The organism is Ulvibacterium sp. (assembly GCF_028285715.1).
GTDB lineage: Bacteria > Bacteroidota > Bacteroidia > Flavobacteriales > Flavobacteriaceae > Ulvibacterium.
This window is the reverse complement of the sequence record NZ_JANQOO010000003.1, coordinates 116,362-135,432: the sequence shown is the minus strand read 5'-3', so window position 1 is coordinate 135,432 and position 19,071 is coordinate 116,362. Positions and strand designations below refer to the sequence as shown.

Sequence of the window (19,071 nt, the reverse complement as noted above, 5' to 3'; positions counted from 1 at the left end):
TTTTTATAATAGAAAAAGGGCCCTCATTGAGCGCCCTTTTTGCTTTCCAATACGCGCATTACATAATTGTGCAAGCGCTCAAATTGCTCTTGCAACCCCATATCACTATTGTCAAAGGTTATGGCACCCTCGGCTTTTCGCAATGGTGAAAATTCCCTGCTGGAATCTATGCGATCTCTAGACTGCACATTTTTCAGCACCTGTTCATAGGTAACCTGTTCTCCCCTATTTAAAAGTTCCTTATATCTTCTGTAAGCTCTTTTTTCCGGTGATGCGGTCATAAAAACCTTTAGCTCGGCATTGGGAAAAACCACGGTCCCAATATCCCTGCCATCCATGACGACCCCGCCTCCTTGTCCCATTTCCCGCTGCATGCCGACCAGCATTTCACGGACCTCTTTAATCTCGGCTATCCTGCTCACATATTTAGAGACCTCCAAGCTTCGTATTTCCTGCTCTACATTGGTTCCGTTAAGATACATCTCGGAATATCCCAACGTATCGTTATAAGTAAATTTCAAGCTGATTTTGGAAAGTGATTTCGCGATAGCCTGTTTATTATGGATTTGCCCTTCAATAAGCCCATTTGTAAGGGCATACAGCGTAACGGCCCTATACATGGCTCCTGAATCTATATATATATAACCCAGGGACTTTGCCAACTGTTTTGCGATAGTACTTTTGCCTGTGGACGAGTAACCATCTATGGCGATCGTGATTTTTCCCATAGGTTAAAAATAGGGAGAATTACAGAGTTCTAAGATGATTTCCAAGGGGAATGTTTCTTGGAATGTACTATAACTTTTTGGCGTTCTTTACTTTTCTGTCCGTTAGGGCAATATCGATAACTTCATGCATATCGGTTACATAATGGAACACAAGTCCTTTTAAATACGCTTGCTTTATTTCCAGAATGTCCTTTCTGTTGTCTTCGCAAAGAATGATTTCCTTGATTTTTGCGCGCTTGGCGGCCAGTATTTTTTCCTTTATGCCACCCACTGGCAATACTTTTCCACGAAGTGTAATTTCACCGGTCATGGCCAAGCTCTTTTTTACCTTTCTCTGAGTAAACAAGGATACCAGGGAGGTAAGCATAGTAATACCGGCACTGGGCCCGTCCTTTGGTGTAGCACCTTCCGGTACATGGATGTGTACATTATATTTATCAAAAACCTGGGCATCTATCCCAAACCGTTCTGCATTGGACTTTATATATTCCATGGCAATTGTGGCGGATTCTTTCATTACCTTCCCCAAATTGCCCGTTATATTTAATGTGCCTTTTCCTTTGGACAATATGGATTCTATAAAAAGGATATCTCCTCCAACACTGGTCCAGGCAAGTCCGGTAACCACTCCAGCAACTTCATTGTTCTCATATTTGTCCCTTTCCAAACGCGCCGGCCCCAGAACCTTTTCAACGTCGGCATTACTGACCTTTACGTCGTAGTCTTCCTCAATAGCAATGGATTTGGCCGCATAGCGGACCATTTTGGCAATTTGTTTTTCCAGGGAACGAACCCCGGATTCCCGGGTATACCCCTCAACTATCTTTTCCAATTGCCGTTTCCCTATTTTTAAATCTTTTGAGGAAAGTCCATGTTCCTCTAATTGTTTGGGAAGTAAGTGTCTTTTGGCTATTTCTACCTTTTCCTCTATAGTATACCCCGTTACGTTAATAATTTCCATTCTATCCCGTAGCGCTGGTTGAATAGTGGATAAGTTATTGGCCGTGGCAATGAACATCACTTTGGAAAGGTCATACCCCAATTCCAGGAAATTATCATGAAACTCGTTGTTTTGTTCCGGATCTAATACTTCAAGCATAGCTGAGGAGGGGTCCCCTTGATGACTGCTGGAGAGTTTATCTATCTCATCCAATATAAATACGGGGTTGGAAGTTCCTGCTTTCTTAATACTCTGTACAATGCGACCCGGCATAGCACCAATATAGGTCTTGCGATGCCCGCGGATTTCTGCTTCGTCCCGCAATCCACCCAAGGACATTCTTACGTACTCCCGTCCCAACGCCTCGGCAACCGATTTTCCCAAGGAGGTCTTACCGACTCCAGGAGGTCCATAAAGACAAAGGATAGGCGATTTCATATCATTACGAAGCTTCAATACAGCCAAATACTCCATTATTCTTCGCTTCACATCTTCCAGCCCGTAATGGTCCCTGTCCAAAATCCGCTGTGCCCTCTTTAAATCGAATTTATCCTGGGAATATTCATTCCAGGGAAGGTCCAAGAAAAGATCTAGGTAATTTCTTTGGATGGAATATTCCGCAACTTGGGGGTTCATTCGTTGCATCTTGCCCAATTCCTTCTCAAAATGCTCCTTTACTTTTTTTCCCCATTTTTTGGTCTTGGCCTTGGTACGCATCTCCTGCACCTCTTCATCATAGGAAACCCCACCCAATTCTTCCTGGATGGTCTTCATTTGCTGATGAAGAAAATATTCACGTTGTTGCTGGTCCATATCGTTCCTGACCTTGGATTGAATATCATTTTTCAGCTCCAGCCGTTGTAGTTCCAGGTTCATATATTTTAAAGTGGCCAAGGCCCTTTCCTGCAAACTACCGATTTCCAAAAGCTCTTGCTTTTCCTTTACATCCAAATTCAGGTTGGAGGATACAAAATTGATAAGGAACGAATTACTCTGAATATTCTTTATTGCAAAAGATGCCTCACTAGGAATATTGGGATTGTCCTTGATTATTCTCAAGGCCAAATCCTTAATAGATTCTATGATGGCAAGGAACTCCTGTCCGTCCTCATCGGGCCGTTCTTCCTTTGTTTCCCTTACCGTAGCCATCAAATAAGGTTTTTTAGTAAGAATCTCAGCTATCTCAAAACGTTTTTTACCCTGTATAATGACCGTAGTATTTCCATCCGGCATTTGAAGGACCCTGAGTATTCTCGCAACGGTACCCAAGGTATTGATATCGTCTATGTCAGGATTTTCTGTTTCCTCATCCTTCTGTGAAACCACCCCAATAACTTTAGACCCATTATTGGCATCCTTAATTAAACTAATGGACTTGTCCCTGCCAGCGGTAATAGGGATAACTACGCCAGGAAACAGTACGGTATTTCGTAAAGGTAAAATAGGTAAGGTTTCCGGTAACCCTTCGTTACTCATTTTTTCCTCGTCCTCAGGGGTCAACAAGGGAATCAACTCAGAGTCCTCATCAATTCCATGAAAGGACATATTGTCAAAATTTGAAAATTTGGAATCTCCCATATATTTATTTCGGTCATTCTGTCACAATTGGACAGAACATTATATTCAAGTAAAAAATTATAAATGTCTTCAGAGCCTATTATTATTGTCGTTCCTTATAATAAGAAACTCTAGCCAAACCTTAATAAACAATTGTTATGCCATATCCATATTACGCAAACACACTTTTTTATATTTTACTGTAACAATCCAAAAATGAAGTCCTCTTTTGTATAAACCGTCCATCTTTTGAGCCACAAGAGTGAACATACTGATGCTTTATTGCAACTATGCCTTAAGGGAAACCAAAGTGCACAACTAGAGATTTACAATCGGTATTACAAGGCGATGTACAATACCTCCCTTAGAATTGTAAAGGATAGTGCCGAAGCGGAGGACGTTATGCAGGAATCTTTTTTAAACGCGTTTACAAAACTGCATACGTTCAAGGGAGAGGTCACATTTGGAGCCTGGCTAAAACGAATTGTAATAAACAACAGTATCTATCACTATAAAAAGCAGCAGAAAAAAAATGAGGTTGCTTTGGATGATATAATGTACAGGGTCGAGGATAATGATGGAGTTGCTTCGGATCATGCGTTTACCGAACTGAAGGCTCAAAAGGTGATGGAAGCCATGAAACGGTTGAAAGACAATTACAGAATTTCTTTGACCCTACATTTAATCGAAGGTTACGACTATGAGGAAATAAGTGGTATTATGAATATAAGTTACGCTAATTGTAGGACAACAATTTCAAGAGCCAAGGAAAGCCTACGACAAAAACTATTAATCGCAGGATAATGGAAAACGACAATTTGGAAAAAATGTTCAAAAGACTAGGAGGTTCTTTTGATATTGAAGAACCAGCTCCAGGTCATGAAGCGCGTTTTTTGGAAAAGATGAACGCAGCGCAAGGAGTGGTACAGATGTACCCAAAAAAAATAAACTGGTGGAAACCCCTCTCCATAGCGGCCTCCGTCCTTGTGCTTTGCACTATAGGCCTTGGCATTTACACAGGCGAGGCTACGACCGAGGAAAAAGTGGCTGAGATTTCCCCAGAGGTATCCAAGACAGAGTTTTACTTTGCCAATCTTATTGAGCAGCAGGTAAGGGAACTGGAAAGCAAGAGTTCTCCGGAAACCGAAAAGATTATTGCCGATACCATGACCCAGTTGAAAAAATTGGAGACCAATTATGGGCAATTGGAAGAAGATCTTTTAAATGGTGGTAACAGCAAGTTTATTCTCAGTGCCATGATTACCAATTTCCAGACAAGAATAGATCTTTTACAAGATGTGCTGGACCAAATTGAAACTATACAAACATTAAAAGACTACAATGATGAAAACATTACTATATAAGTACGCAGCGCTATTACTTTTTGGTGTACTTCCATTGACCTTATGGGCCCATGATGGAAAGTTAAAGGGCAGATATACCAAGGAAAAGACCATCAAAAAGGAATTTAATGTAAATTCTGATGCTCTTTTAAAAGTAAACAATAGCTATGGGAACCTAAATATCACTTCTTGGAACGAGAATCGTGTGCTTATTGAGGTCCATATAAAAACCAGTGGTAATAACGAAGATAAGGTGCAGCGTAAACTGGACAATATTAACGTGGATTTTGATGCGAGCAGTAGCATGGTCTCTGCCAAAACTATTTTTAACGACAACAAAGGTAGTTGGGGTTGGAATTGGGGCAGGAATAATAACGTAAATATGCAAATTGATTACACCATAAAGCTACCTGTTAAGAACAGTGTACATTTGGATAATGATTATGGAAATATCATTTTGGACCGTGTGGATGGCCATGCCAAAATAAATTGCGACTATGGCAGATTGGAAATCGGGGAGTTGCGAGGGAGGAACAACCAGCTTAATTTTGATTACACTTCCAGATCAAGCATTGGTTACATCAACAGTGGTGACATACGGGCAGATTATTCCGGTTTTACCATCGAAAAGGCCGGGGATCTTATGATCAATGCAGATTATACGGATTCAACAGTGGAAGAAATGGAAAATTTACAGTACACCTGCGATTATGGAAAAATAGATATCGGTAAGGCAAACGATGTTCAGGGAAGTGGTGACTATATCAATGTGAAATTAGGTACAATACATGGTGCGGTGGGTATTACAGCAGATTATGGCTCCATAAAAATAGAAAATATGGCCGATGATGCCGGAGACCTTCAAATTAAAACGGATTATACCGGAATCAAAATCGGATATTCCCCCCAATACCATTTTGATTTTGAAATCGATACGGAATATGCCGGCGTAAATGGTATGGGCGATTTTGAAGTCAATATCAGCAAGGAGAAATCCCATTCCAAGTATTATAAGGGTTTCCATGGACAACAAAATAGTGGAAACACAGTCACTATTTCCAGTGACTATGGTGGTGTGTCCTTTTCAAGAAATTAAATAAAAATCCGACCGTTATGAAAAATGTTCTAATACCCTTTTTAGTCTCAATCCTTTCTTTTTCCGTACAGGCGCAAAATCTTGAAAAACGAAACGTAGGAGAATATGATGAAATATCCATATCCGGTTGGTTCGATGTAGAACTAGTGGAGGGAAAAGAGGGCCAAATTACCATTACAGGTAAAGCGAGCCTATTAAAACACATTGACAGCGAAGTAGTGAACGGTGACCTAAAAATAGAGTGGGCAAAAAGATCTAATCTAAACCCCTTCTATTCTTTCTCCAAGATAACGATAACCATTCCTGTTGAAAGTATCCATGGTGTATCGCTCTCCGGATCAGGTTCAATTTCAGGAACTACCACCTTGACCGCAGAACGCTTTGCTGCCAATCTTTCCGGTTCTGGGGAAATCGATTTGAACGTAAACACCAACTCCCTAAATTCCAGAATATCAGGTTCCGGGAATATTATATTTCACGGACAGGCCGAAAACCATGATGCGGAGATTTCCGGCTCCGGTAAAATAAAAGCTTATGACCTGGAGACGGATATTGTTGTGGCTACCATTAGCGGCTCCGCCAACGTCAATGTAAAGGCGAATGAAGAAATCCGGGCAAGAATCTCCGGTTCTGGAGATGTCAATTATATAGGTTCCCCCGATAAAATCGACAGTAAGGTTTCAGGGTCAGGGTCTGTCACGAAAAGAAAAAGAAACATTTAGAATAGCGATAATAACCCAAAAAAACGACACAAAATGAAAAAATTAATCACATTAGGTCTTTTACTTGCTTTTACGGTCTCCTGTACCGCACAATGGGGCCGTAGAATAAAAGGAAATGGCAATACCGTAACAATAGAAAGGTCCACAGGGGACTATGACGCAATTGCAGTTTCCGGATGGTTTGATGTAAATTTGGTTGATGGCAACGAGGGGGAACTTACTTTAAAGGGTGAGGATAACCTTCTGGAATACATTAAGACGGAAGTTAAAAATGGAAAGCTGGTCATTAAGACCGAAAAAGGAGTGAATCTGAAACCTTCCAAGTGGAACGAAGGTATTGTCATAACCGTTCCAGTGGAAAGTGTAAGTTCCATATCACTATCCGGATCAGGGGACATCGTTGGAAAAACAACCATTAAGGCGAGTTCCTTTGAAACGGCCATGTCCGGATCGGGTGATATCACCTTATCCGTAGAAGCAAACTCGATAAATGCTTCCATGTCTGGATCGGGGGATATACGGCTTAAAGGAAAGGCTGATGAGTTTGACGTAAGTGTTTCAGGATCAGGAGATGTTGAGGCCTATTCGCTAGAAGCGGAGAATGTTGAGGCCACTGTTTCGGGATCGGCGAACATACAGGTCACCGCCAATCAGAGGCTAAGAGCACGGGTTTCCGGATCTGGGGATATAGAATACCGAGGCAATCCAGAAAAAATAGATACCAAGACATCCGGGTCGGGGGATATTTCCAGGGGATAATCCGGCGTAAAAACATAAATCAAAAAACGAACAACATCCTAATTTAAGCTTCCATTATCCAATGGGAGCTTTTTTAGTTTTATTGACCCGAGTCAGTAAAAACATGCCTATAAGAAAAAACAACCCCAGAAATATTGTGGAATTTCGCATACTCCCTGTAAACTGTGCGACAAATCCATATAAAAAAGTACCTATTACAATACCTATTTTTTCGGCTACGTCATAAAAGCTGAAGAACGAAGTGGTATCCGTTGTTTCAGGAATAAACTTGGAATAAGTGGAACGGGACAAGGCTTGTATACCTCCCATAACCATTCCAACACACCCCGCTGCAATGTAAAAATCCATCGGAGTAATCAAAAAGTAAGCATAGATGCAAATAGAAACCCATAAAAGGTTGATTACGATAAGGGTAGGAATGTTACCAAAAGCTTTAGAGGCCCTAGCGGTAAGGGTGGCTCCGAGGATAGCGACTATTTGTATGACCAAAATACTAACAATCAAACCCGTGGTACGCTCACTATCGGAACCCCAACTAATTTCCTCTTCGCCAAAATAGGTGGCTATAAGCATTACGGTCTGGACCGCCATACTGTAGACGAAAAATGCCCCTAAATAGCGTTTTAGTCTGGTCTCATTACCCAATTGATGCCAAACACCTTTTAATTCCCTAAAACCATTGAGTACAATATTTGTTTTTTCACCTTCCTTTTTAGTTCCCTTTGGCAAGTGAAAAAAGGTGTATTGTGCAAAGCCAATCCACCAGATACCAACGGATACAAAAGCGTACTTCATAGCCTTCAATTCGGCCGCCTCCCCCACACTATCCTCAATACCGAATAGACCGGGTTTCATAACCATAGCCAGATTGAAGAGTAATAGAATGACACTTCCTATATAGCCCATGGAAAAGCCCTTTGCACTAACCCTGTCCTGTTGCTCCGGAAAGGCAATATCCGGCAAATAGGAGTTGTTAATGGCAAAGCTTACCCAAAAACCGACAAGACCAAAAAAATAGCAGGTTAAACCCAAATAGATATTGTCCAAGGAAAACCAGTAGAGACCTATACAGGATAGCCCTCCCAAGTAACAGAAAAACTTCATGAATACCTTTTTGTTCCCAAGGTAATCGGCCATCCCCGATAATAAAGGGGTAATCAAAGCTATAAAGAGAAAGGCGGTCGAAGTAACATAACTGATCAATGGTGCACGTGCAATTTCGCCACCAAAAACGGAAACCCTTTCAACTTCCGCCACTCGAAACAAAGCACCGTAAAATATTGGAAAAATGGCAGACGCAATGACCAGACTATAGACTGAATTCGCCCAATCATAAAATGCCCAGGCATTTAGTAACTTCCGATCTCCTTTTATGGTTATTGTTCTGTTCATCTGATAAAGAGTAAAACCCGTCCGCGAATTGGCGGACGGGTTTCAATATACGATTTTATACATCTGTTTTTAAGAGATTTATTGGAATGATGTTACGCCAAATTTACTTGCTTCCTGTTTTGCCATTGAAGCCCATTTTTCAAGATTGGCTATACGGGTATCATTGGAAGGGTGCGTGCTCAAGAACTCGGGAGGGGCCTGTCCCCCACTTTTAGCCTTCATTCTTCGCCAAAGATTGGCGGCCTCATCTGGGTTATATCCTGCAATAGCCATCATTTGGAGCCCGATCAAATCTGCTTCGGTTTCGTGGCTCCTGCTAAAGGGCAACATTAAACCTACGGAAGATCCTATACCATATGCTTGATTGAACATATTGCGCTTCTGGGGATCCTTAATAGCTACATTGCCTGCCACAGCCCCTAACTGTTGCAATGTGCCGGCACTCATCCGTTGCGCGCCGTGGTCTGCTAGGGCATGGGCCACTTCATGTCCCATGACGACCGCAACACCGGTCTCTCCTTGGCATATGGGCATGATACCTGTATAAAAAACAATTTTTCCACCAGGCATACACCATGCGTTTACCGTTTCGTCCTGAACAAGATTGTACTCCCACTTGTAGTCTTTAAGATATCCTGGTTCACCATTTGCCGCTAACCACCTCTCAGCGGCAGAAGCTATTCTTTGACCAACCCTATTTATCATTTTGGCTTCGGCCGTTCCCTCCACCACCTTGTTTTCATTTAAAAATTGGTCGTACTGGGCGAATGCCATCGGAAATATTTGGCTATTGGGATAAAAATTCAGTGTGCTTTTTCCAGTGAATGGATTGGTTTTACAGGCGGCCATGCCCATAAAAATCACTATTGTCAATATTAATCTTCTCATTTTAACCAGTGTTTAGCATAAGAAAAATACGAAAATTATTTTCCTGTTATGTGCAATTCGGTAAAATTCTTGTCGATTTCTATACTGTTGTTTCCATTCAATTTTATCTCCTTCAAGGGGACCACCTCATTATCCACTTCTATGGTGTCTATAGTAAAAGGCAAGCCATGTAATTTAAATTTGAAACTCTCATAAGAAGTAGTATACGATCCATCCTTGAATTGCTGGATTATAAGTTCATTTTCCTTGCCCAACAATTTGAACTTACGCAAACTAAACTGTCCTTTCTTATAATCATATCCATCCTGGGCATCCTCGTAGACCATTGAATTCTCGGCGCCAATTTTAAAATAAACATCAAGAATCAATTCCTTTATTTCAAGCTCTCCCACATACTGTTGTACAGGATATTTAGGAATTATGGCTCCTTCCTTGATGAAAAGCGGGATCTTGTCGATATCTGCGGTCACCCATGTCTCCCGGCCGCCTTCCATAGTTTCTTCAGTCCAATAGTTATACCATTTCCCTCTGGGCAAATACATTCGCCTACCCTTTGCGTTGGGTTCCTGAACAGGACAGACCAAGATTTGTTTCCCGAAAATAAACTCATCCGTTCGGAAATGGGTCTGAGTATCCTCCTGATCGTAGTAGAACAAAGACTGTAACATCGGTGTGCCATATTCCGTGTACCTGTAGAACATGGTATATAAATAAGGTAATAATTGATATCTCAGCTCTATAAATTTTCGGACGATATCCGTCACTTCAGTATCAAATGACCAGGGTTCCTGATCGCCGTGATCACCACTGGAATGCACCCTACAGAAAGGATGGAAAACCCCCAATTGGATCCATCTGGCAAACAGTTCACCATTAGGTTGTTCCGCAAAGCCCCCAATATCCGATCCCACAAAGGAATAGCCGCTAAGGCACATCCGTTGGGCCTGTACGTTGGCTATCCATAAATGTTCCCAGGTGGCCACATTATCTCCGGTCCAAGTAGAGGAATATCTTTGGGTTCCGGCAAATGCGGCCCTAGTTATAACAAAAGGTCTTTTAGGGAATACGTACTTCTTTACACCCTCATAGGTGGCCCTTACCATTTGCATGCCGTAAATATTATGCGCCTTTCTATGGGTACAGGGATGACCATCGTAATTATGCCTGGTATCCAAAGGGGCCGTCTTGGTGGGTACTTCCATTACCGCAGGTTCGTTCATATCGTTCCAAACGGCATGTACCCCAATCTCTGCCATGAATTCCTTGTATAGCTCGGCCCACCAAGTGCGTACCTCGGGGTTGGTAAAATCGGGGAACTTACAGGCACCCGGCCACACTTTTCCCTGCATATAGGGTCCATCTCCACGTTTACAGAAATAGTCCTTATCCATGGCTTCCTGGTATACCCAATAATCCCTATCTACCTTAATGCCCGGGTCTATCATCACTACGGTCTTAAAACCGTCCTCGTTTAATTCACCTATCATCCGTTTTGGGTCGGGAAATCGAGTTTTATCCCATGTAAAACAGCGGAAACCGTCCATATAATCAATATCCAGATAGATGGCATCACAAGGAATCTTCAGCTTTCTAAAGTTGTCGGCGATTTCCTTTACCCTACTTTCAGGAAAATAACTCCATTTGGATTGATGATACCCCAACGCCCATTGTGGTGGCATTTCCGGAGTCCCGGTCAAATTGGTATAGGAACGGACAACCTCTGACATTTGTGGTCCATAAAAGAAGTAATAGTTCATCTCTCCCCCATCTGCCCAAAAACTGGTAATATTTCGGCGTTCATGGGCAAAATCAAAATAGGTCCTAAAGGTATTGTCGAAGAAAATACCATAACATTTACCATTGTGCAGACCTGTGTAAAATGGGATTGCCTTATAAAGGGGCTCTTGGTCTTTTCCAAAGGCATATTGGTCCGTACACCAGTTATTTACGCGTTTGCCCTTAAGGTTGGAGTGTGTAGCCTTATCGCCCATACCGTAAAAGCTTTCAGCGGTCTGGGTTATTTTACTCATCTTTACGGTATTACCCCCATATTCGTAGTTCTCTTCCCAATGAAAACCTAGTTCATCCTCATTGATAATATTTCCTTCCAAATCCGATATCTGTATACGTAAGGTTTTTTTATCAATCAGTATCTGCAATACAGCGGTCTCTAGGAGGTATTCCGTTTTAGTTTCCGTGGTCTCCAAGTGATTGTATCCCTTGCTGGCCGTTTCACTTATGGCATATGAAAAATCCGGCTCAAATACATATTCCGTCGCATATCTAAATCTTAAAACAGTGTCTTGAAGAACGGTAATCTCCAGTATAACGCCATTTTCTGTGGTAAAGTAAAGTTTATCCGAATCCCTTTTATAATCTACTATCTGGTTGGGGTATAAATTACCCTTGTATTCAAGTTCGGTATTCGTTATCATCGCTAGTTAAATTTAAAACGCCACAAATTAAGGACTTAACCCATAATAACGAAAACATATTACGACCAATTGTTAACTATAACGATATAGCTACTTTTCCTTACTTTAAAATGACAATACCCAAAGGAGGAACGGTAATTTCTATGGATTTTTTATACCCATGCCATTCCGTATTTTTGATTTTCGCTGAAGTATTTTGCACACCACTACCACCATACTTGTTGGCATCACTGTTGAAGATTTCTTTTAAGGCCTTGGATTTTGGGACACCAATCCTATAGTTTTCCCTAAGGACAGGTGTAAAGTTACAGGCTACAACAATTGTATTCTGCTCATCATGGCCTTTGCGGACATAGGTAAGTACCGAATTTTCAGAATCCCCGTAGTCTATCCATTGAAAGCCTTCATGGCTAAATTGTTTCTCGTACAAGGCAGGTTCCGATTTGTACAATGTATTCAAATCCTTGATCAATTCCTGTATTCCCGAATGTAGATCGTACTGCGTCAGATGCCAATCCAAACTTTGTTGAAAATTCCATTCGGAAGTTTGGCCGAATTCACCGCCCATAAAAATTAAATTGCCCCCTGGATGGGTAAACATATACCCGAAAAGCAGTCGGAGATTGGCAAAACGTTGCCACTCGTCTCCCGGCATACGATAGATAAGGGACTGTTTTCCATAGACCACCTCATCATGTGAAAAAGGCAACATGAAGTTTTCGGTAAAGGCATAGGTCATGCTAAAAGTGATGTCATTTTGGTGATGTTTGCGGTAAATCGGCTCCTTTTTGAAATACTCCAAAGTATCATGCATCCATCCCATCATCCATTTCATCCCGAAACCAAGTCCACCTAGATTAACCGGCCTGGAAACTCCTGAGAATGCTGTGGACTCTTCAGCTATGGTTTGCACATCCGGATAGTTTCCATATACCGTTTCATTGAGTTCGCGAATGAAGGATATCGCTTCCAGATTTTCGTTGTTTCCATATATATTGGGCTCCCACTCTCCCTCTTCCCGGGAATAGTCCAGATAGAGCATCGAGGCTACCGCATCTACCCGTAGACCGTCCACATGAAATTGTTCCAACCAGAAAAGGGCATTGCTAATAAGAAAGGCCCTAACTTCGTTCCTACCATAGTTAAAAATCAAACTTTTCCAATCCGGATGGTACCCCTTACGGCGATCCGGGTTTTCATAAAGGTGCGATCCATCAAAAAAGCCAAGTCCATGGGCATCTTCCGGAAAGTGCGAGGGAACCCAATCCAAGATAACCCCAATATCGTTTTGGTGAAGCTTGTCCACCAGTAATTTGAAGTCCTCAGGTTTCCCAAATCTTGAAGTGGGGGCAAAATATCCTGTTAACTGATAGCCCCAGGATGGGTCATAAGGATACTCCATAATCGGCATAAATTCCACATGGGTAAAGCCCATATCCTTTACATATTGTACCAGTTCATCCGATAAATCAACATAGGAAAGGTATTCATTTCCATTTTTACGCCGCCAAGAGCCCAAGTGTACCTCGTAAACGGAATAAGGTCTGTCTAGACCATTTTTATCCGCACGATAGCCCATCCATTTTTTGTCTTTCCATTTGTAATCATCTTCCCAAACCACCGATGCAGTATTGGGAGGATGTTGGCAGTAACGTGCAAAAGGGTCCGCTTTTTCGGTCTTTATATCGTTATTATGGGAATGTATCTTGTATTTATACAGGGAACCCTGATCTACACCGGGGATAAATCCTTCCCAAATACCACTTTCGTCCCATCGCACAAAGAGTTTATGATCGCCCTCGATCCAATAATTGAAATCGCCCACAACGGATAAGGATTTGGCCGTTGGGGCCCATACTGCAAAATAGGTACCCTTTTGACCGTCCAATTCCATAGGATGTGACCCCAACTTCTCATATAGCCGATAGTGTTTTCCGGCTTTAAAAAGATTGATATCAAAATCAGTAAACAGACTGTGCGGTATTACATTTGCCATATTGTTGTTTAGTTAGTGTCATTAATAATGCCCATGATACCTTCTAAAGGTATTACCGCCCATTGCGGCCTGGAATTCATTTCGTAGCCCAACTCGTAGACCGCTTTTTCCAGCATACAGTATTTCAAAAGAAATATGCGTTCCTGAACATACCCGATGTTAAGGTTGTGCTCTTGTATCAACCCTACATAGCTCCCCAGGAAAACGCCGATAAAATAGCGATATAATATTTCACCAGCCTTGTACAGGTCTTCACGGGAATAGGGATACCCCTCTCCTTTTCCGAAAATGGTGGCATAAATAGCATAATGGAAAGAGCGGAAAATACCGGCCACATCCTTTAGGGGAGGTTGTTTTACCTTACGGTCCCGAATGGTACTTTCCGGCTCGCCTTCAAAATCCAAAAGATAAAAATCGTCTTCCTGAACCAATACCTGACCCAAGTGATAATCGCCATGAATACGGATACGTTCCCCTTTTAGCTTGGTCCAATCAAAATTTACAAACCGTTTTCGTATCTCATTTTTGCGTTCCAAAAATTCCTGGGCCAGTTCCAAGGAAAGCCCTTCCAAACGATGCATGTTGTTCTCAACAATATTCAAGCGATTTTGAAATTGATATAGCAGCCTATTTTTTAACCATACTTCATAGTCTCCGTTGAAATGGGTGGGATGAAATGCCGTGTCACCAAATTCAGATCCCAAGGCAATGTGCATTTCCGCCGTTCTTTGGGCAAGTTTTTGAATTTTCAAAAAAATGTTGAGCCCGGCCCAGTCAATAATCCTTGGGGGCACATCATTTATTCCCAAATTTTTGAACATTGGCGTTTCAGGTAAATTTTTTATTTGAATACGCTTGTATTCCAGATTGCTAAATATTTTGTGAAGTTCTCCCAACATATATTCCCAAGCATCCCCTTGATTGGGTACCAATTCCTGCATCAGGGCAATCGTTATATTCACATTATCGGAATCGATCACATTGATACTGCCCTTATAGGCAGGTATGTTTTGGTACTCTTTCTCCTCCGATAGAAAACGCGTCATTTCATAATCGGGATTTTTATCGGAATAAATCCTGCGGAAAAACTTGATGACCAACCTATCATTGATGATGACCGAAGTGTTGCTCTGTTCCAATCCCATAAATCGGGAGGAAACATATTCCGTTTCCGAAAAACCGGAGCTTTTGTGATACCTTACCTTGGTGGTATCATTGGGTACAGCGGTCATGATACGTTCAAAGACCAACTTTCGAAAAGCTTCCAAATTAAGGGCATCTATAATAAAACCTTCCTGATCTCTTATCTGTATCGGCAATATGCGGTCTTTCTCGGCAAAACTCTCGTCGGAGACAAATGCTATAGGTAAAAAATAGTGCTGATAGAAAGCTTCCTCAAAATTGACCTGTAATAATAGGCCATAATAGACTTCTTCGTTTTGTTGTATCCTAAAATACTCCTGAAGTTCCAAATATTTTAACTTGCTCGCCTTACCCCCGTACCAGCGTTGTTTTACCACATAGTTTTCCAGTACATCGGAAAGAAACACTTTAACGAACTTATCGTTCTCCATCAATTCCTCCCAAACGGTATCGAAATGATAAGGCGGTCGTGCCAGGGATTCCTTTTTCTTTTTGGTCATCTCTTACGTATTGATATGGAACAAATGAAAAGGCAAGGCCGGATGCAGTTCAATAAAATTCCATTCATTATGCCAAAGGTACCCATTATCCGTAATAACGTCATGGACCGATACGGGTTGCCCGGCATGGATTCCCAAATTATCCAGTGGTAATTGAACCGTACCCCTCTGGGCATAATGCGGGTCCAAGCTGATGACGATCAACATTCGGTCCGTTTGGTCATCGTTCCACTTATAAAAAGCGATTAAATTATCATTCTCAATGGTGCAGAAACGGATATTATTGGTTTGCTGCAAGCATTCGTGGGTCTTTCGTGCCGCATTTATCTTGCTAATAACATAGGTCAATTTATTTTCCCTGGACCAGTCCCAATGCCGTATTTCGTACTTTTCGCAGTTCAGATACTCTTCCTTGCCTGGAAGGGATGCAGTATCCATATATTCGAAGACCGGCCCATAAATTCCGATATTTCCGCTCATTGTTGCGGCCAAAGCGTACCGAATAAGATGAATGGCCTCATTGCCCCCTTGGAGATGGTACGGATTGATATCCGGGGTATTGGGCCAGAAATTGGGACGATAATACTCCTTCATTTCGGATTGGGTAAGCTCCACCATATACTCAATAAGCTCATGTTTCCATACCCGCCATGTAAAATAGGTATAGGATTGTGAGAAGCCTTGCTTGGCCAATTGCTGCATTACCCTTGGTCGTGAAAACGCCTCTGCCAGGAAAAGTACATCAGGGTAATCCTTTTTCACTTGGGCAATAAGCCAATTCCAAAAATAATAGGGCTTGGTATGGGGGTTGTCTACCCTGAAAATACGTACTCCGCAGTTAACCCAATGTAAGGTAACGTCCAACAGTTCTTCCCACAATTCTTTGTATGCCTTGGATTCGAAATAAAAATTGACGATATCCTGGTACTTTTTAGGGGGGTTTTCCGCGTATTGAATAGTACCATCCGGTCGTTTTCTAAACCATTCCGGATGTTCGGTGATATAGGGATGGTCCGGCGCGGCCTGAAAGGCAAGATCCATGGCAATCTCAATTCCATGATCATTTGCCTTTTCGATCAAATTCTTGAAGTCCTTTTCGGTACCCAATTCCGGATGTATGGCCTTATGTCCACCCAATCTTGAGCCAATAGCCCAGGGCACTCCTGAATCGCCCTCAACTGCATTTACCGTGTTGTTCTTGCCTTTTCGGTTTACTTCGCCAATCGGGTGTACCGGCGGAAAATAAACCACATCAAAGCCCATGTTGGCGATTCTAGGCAGTAATCCCTCGCAATCCTTAAAGGTTCCATGAGCGTTTTCCGTTTGGGAGGAGGACCGCGGAAAAAACTCGTACCAAGTACTAAAGGCCGCCTTCTTACGGTCAACGTAGACTTGGAGCACCTTGCTATTATTGGCAAGAAAACGCTGGGGGTAGCTTAAGAATAGTTCGTGCAGTTTTGGGGAAACGGCTTCCTTTACCGCCTCATCATACAAATTGTCATCCTCAAAAAGCTGCTTTAATTTTTGAAGATAGGGTTTCTCCCGCGCTGGAGCCTTTTTGGCCAAGAATTTCAGATACTGTACCCCGTCCAAAAGCTCGCTCTTTACATGCTGCCCATCCTTAAGCTTGGCCTCTATACCGTGTTGCCAGTTAAGGGCGTGGTCCACCCACCCCTGTACCTTATAATCGTAAAAACCTTGTTTTTGTACTGAAAATGTCCCAAAATACACGTCCTGCCCTTGATGTTGCATTCGCATTTCGGAGTACTTCCTATCATTATGATGCTTGTAGAGAATTTCGGCCTGGATAATATCATGGCCATCGGGAAGTACATCCGCGTAAACCGTTATTTTTTCACCTACGGTTCTTTTGATAAAAAAATCCCCGCATTGAATTTGTGGTGAAACATTTTCAATAACAACTCGTTGTTGTCTAAGCATAATTCAAGGTTTGTCCGGTTTTGCTAAAAATAGGAAATAAAACGATAATCCTACAGGAACGAGATATAATTCTTGGCTTCTTTAGGCATCCCAAATGCAATCGATTTCAATTTTGGAACGCTTTTTGAAAAGAGTAAAAAAAGAATCAAATCTCTAGCTAAAATACGTTAATTATGAAAAAAGCAACTTTGGTATTCAGTACAGTATTGGCCCTACTTTTTATATCCTGTGAAGGTCCGGCAGGACCTCCTGGATTGGACGGATTTGATGGAGCGGATGGTGCCCCGGGACCTCCAGGCCCCGAATTTGAAGCCGTAGCCTTTGAAATCGATATCGATATGGTCCTGAATTCCGACCTGAACAGATATGAATTCGCCCTTGAACCTTTTCCGGATGATGTTGTATTGTTACAAGACGATGTGGTGCTCATGTATAGATTGGAAGAGGTAAACAATGGCCTTGATGTTTGGCGCCAATTACCACAACCCTTCTTCTCCGATCAGGGTTTGTTGTACTATAATTTTGACTTTACCCTAAATGATTATAGCGTTCTGGTTGAACCGGAATTTGATGCCAGCCTGGTTCCTGTGGATTTAATCCAAAACCAGATATTTAGAATTGTGGTCATCCCAGCCAATCTAGGTCTATCCTCAAAAATGGATAAATCCAATATTGATGCCGTGATGCGTTCCTTGGGCATTGAAGAAAAGGACGTAAGAAAAATACAATTGGATTAATAAAATTCTGTAATAAGACCCGTGGAAAAGCCCGGTTTCCCTAACGGTGAACGGGCTTTTCCCTTAAACGGATGACATTGGTAAATCTAAATGTAGTTCAATTTATAAGGCTAGGCTATGTTTGAAAGGAATTATCCCTTGTATCGTCCAATCCAAGAAATGTAACATCTCTATATTTATGAACCGTAGAATGCTTTTGATCGCCTTTACCCTACTTATAGCGGGATGTAAAGGAAATTTCGAAGAAAAGGAAAACGCCTCGAAAAAGGATGCAAAAAGAGAAAAGACGTTCCCAGTAACCAAAACAGAGGAGGAATGGCGAAAGGAACTCACCGATATTGAGTTCTACGTGCTGCGAAAGGCTGCGACCGAGAATCCATTTAGTAGTGATCTTTTGGACAACAAGCAAGAGGGAATCTATGTCTGCGCGGGTTGTAGTACCCCACTTTTTAGAAGCGAACACAAATTCGACTCCGGTACGGGGTGGCCCAGTTTTGATCGCGAAATAGAAGGCAATGTGGCATACGATGTAGATTACAAAATAGGTTATAAACGAACCGAGGAGCATTGCGCAACTTGTGGTGGTCATTTAGGACATGTATTCAATGATGGCCCTATAAGTACCACCGGAAAACGGCATTGCATCAATGGTGTGGCGCTGAACTTTATCCCCAAGGAATAAAACACCTGCATCTTCTTTCATTACTTTAATTGAGTTGACCTAACTTAATACGAAGCACAAGATTCCTAAAAACAAAGGCATGTTATGTTGAAATGGAAACATAACAAGGTGCACTATGGATTTTCCCAAACCTAGGAAAACGGAAAAACCCTAAATCTATGTTTTGATGTATCGCTTAGGAATCCCTTGGCAAACAATTGGGATTTTGAATT

The 19,071-nt window shown here is 41.9% G+C and carries 15 protein-coding genes; 7 read left to right on the top strand and 8 right to left on the bottom strand.

What is annotated here, in order from left to right:
- Window positions 1-23: 23 nt before the first annotated feature.
- Entirely contained in the window at window positions 24-728 is a 705-nt protein-coding gene (gene cmk / locus Q0993_RS00620; RefSeq protein WP_299528757.1) for a (d)CMP kinase, read from the bottom strand.
- A 67-nt stretch (window positions 729-795) separates the two neighbouring features.
- The gene (gene lon, locus Q0993_RS00615; protein ID WP_299528755.1) at window positions 796-3,246 is read right to left on the bottom strand and encodes an endopeptidase La; all 2,451 of its coding nucleotides are present in this window, start codon (window positions 3,244-3,246) and stop codon (window positions 796-798) included.
- Window positions 3,247-3,474: 228 nt separating this feature from the next.
- Between lon and Q0993_RS00610 the strand changes: the two genes are divergently transcribed.
- The 5 genes from Q0993_RS00610 to Q0993_RS00590 are packed head-to-tail and all read left to right on the top strand — an operon-like array spanning window position 3,475 to window position 7,145.
- Window positions 3,475-4,029 carry an RNA polymerase sigma factor gene (locus tag Q0993_RS00610; RefSeq protein WP_299528753.1) on the top strand — a complete coding sequence of 185 codons (555 nt, stop codon included), beginning with the start codon at window positions 3,475-3,477 and terminating at the stop codon, window positions 4,027-4,029.
- Window positions 4,029-4,589 (top strand): hypothetical protein, encoded by a 561-nt coding sequence (locus Q0993_RS00605; RefSeq protein WP_299528751.1) that lies wholly within the window; start codon window positions 4,029-4,031, stop codon window positions 4,587-4,589. The genes Q0993_RS00610 and Q0993_RS00605 overlap by 1 nt, the downstream gene beginning before the upstream one ends.
- Complete coding sequence (locus Q0993_RS00600) at window positions 4,570-5,664, top strand: hypothetical protein (protein WP_299528886.1); 1,095 nt, start codon at window positions 4,570-4,572, stop codon at window positions 5,662-5,664. The genes Q0993_RS00605 and Q0993_RS00600 overlap by 20 nt, the downstream gene beginning before the upstream one ends.
- Window positions 5,665-5,681: 17 nt before the next feature.
- On the top strand, window positions 5,682-6,386 hold the full coding sequence (locus Q0993_RS00595) for a head GIN domain-containing protein (RefSeq protein ID WP_299528750.1): 705 nt from the start codon (window positions 5,682-5,684) through the stop codon (window positions 6,384-6,386).
- A 33-nt stretch (window positions 6,387-6,419) separates the two neighbouring features.
- Window positions 6,420-7,145, top strand: coding sequence for a head GIN domain-containing protein (locus Q0993_RS00590; protein ID WP_299528748.1), 726 nt, complete (start codon window positions 6,420-6,422; stop codon window positions 7,143-7,145).
- A 54-nt stretch (window positions 7,146-7,199) separates the two neighbouring features.
- On the opposite strand, the gene Q0993_RS00585 is transcribed toward Q0993_RS00590, so the two are convergent.
- From Q0993_RS00585 to Q0993_RS00560, 6 genes are all read right to left on the bottom strand, one after another.
- The gene (locus Q0993_RS00585) at window positions 7,200-8,537 is read right to left on the bottom strand and encodes an MFS transporter (protein WP_299528746.1); all 1,338 of its coding nucleotides are present in this window, start codon (window positions 8,535-8,537) and stop codon (window positions 7,200-7,202) included.
- Between the two features lie 78 nt (window positions 8,538-8,615).
- Entirely contained in the window at window positions 8,616-9,425 is an 810-nt protein-coding gene (locus Q0993_RS00580; protein WP_299528744.1) for a M48 family metallopeptidase, read from the bottom strand.
- A gap of 35 nt (window positions 9,426-9,460) precedes the next feature.
- A complete protein-coding gene (locus Q0993_RS00575; RefSeq protein WP_299528743.1) occupies window positions 9,461-11,860 on the bottom strand; it encodes a glycoside hydrolase family 31 protein in 2,400 nt (799 codons plus the stop codon).
- A 100-nt stretch (window positions 11,861-11,960) separates the two neighbouring features.
- Window positions 11,961-13,856, bottom strand: coding sequence for a 1,4-alpha-glucan branching protein GlgB (glgB, locus tag Q0993_RS00570; RefSeq protein ID WP_299528741.1), 1,896 nt, complete (start codon window positions 13,854-13,856; stop codon window positions 11,961-11,963).
- An 8-nt stretch (window positions 13,857-13,864) separates the two neighbouring features.
- Complete coding sequence (locus tag Q0993_RS00565) at window positions 13,865-15,499, bottom strand: trehalose synthase (RefSeq protein WP_299528739.1); 1,635 nt, start codon at window positions 15,497-15,499, stop codon at window positions 13,865-13,867.
- A 3-nt stretch (window positions 15,500-15,502) separates the two neighbouring features.
- Complete coding sequence (locus tag Q0993_RS00560; RefSeq protein WP_299528737.1) at window positions 15,503-17,440, bottom strand: alpha-1,4-glucan--maltose-1-phosphate maltosyltransferase; 1,938 nt, start codon at window positions 17,438-17,440, stop codon at window positions 15,503-15,505.
- Window positions 17,441-17,613: 173 nt separating this feature from the next.
- Here Q0993_RS00560 and Q0993_RS00555 point away from each other — a divergent pair, with 173 nt between their 5' ends.
- Together Q0993_RS00555 and msrB are read left to right on the top strand one after the other, a co-directional pair.
- A complete protein-coding gene (locus Q0993_RS00555; protein ID WP_299528735.1) occupies window positions 17,614-18,177 on the top strand; it encodes a collagen-like protein in 564 nt (187 codons plus the stop codon).
- Window positions 18,178-18,355: 178 nt separating this feature from the next.
- A complete protein-coding gene (gene msrB / locus Q0993_RS00550; protein ID WP_299528733.1) occupies window positions 18,356-18,859 on the top strand; it encodes a peptide-methionine (R)-S-oxide reductase MsrB in 504 nt (167 codons plus the stop codon).
- The last annotated feature ends 212 nt before the right edge of the window (window positions 18,860-19,071 follow it).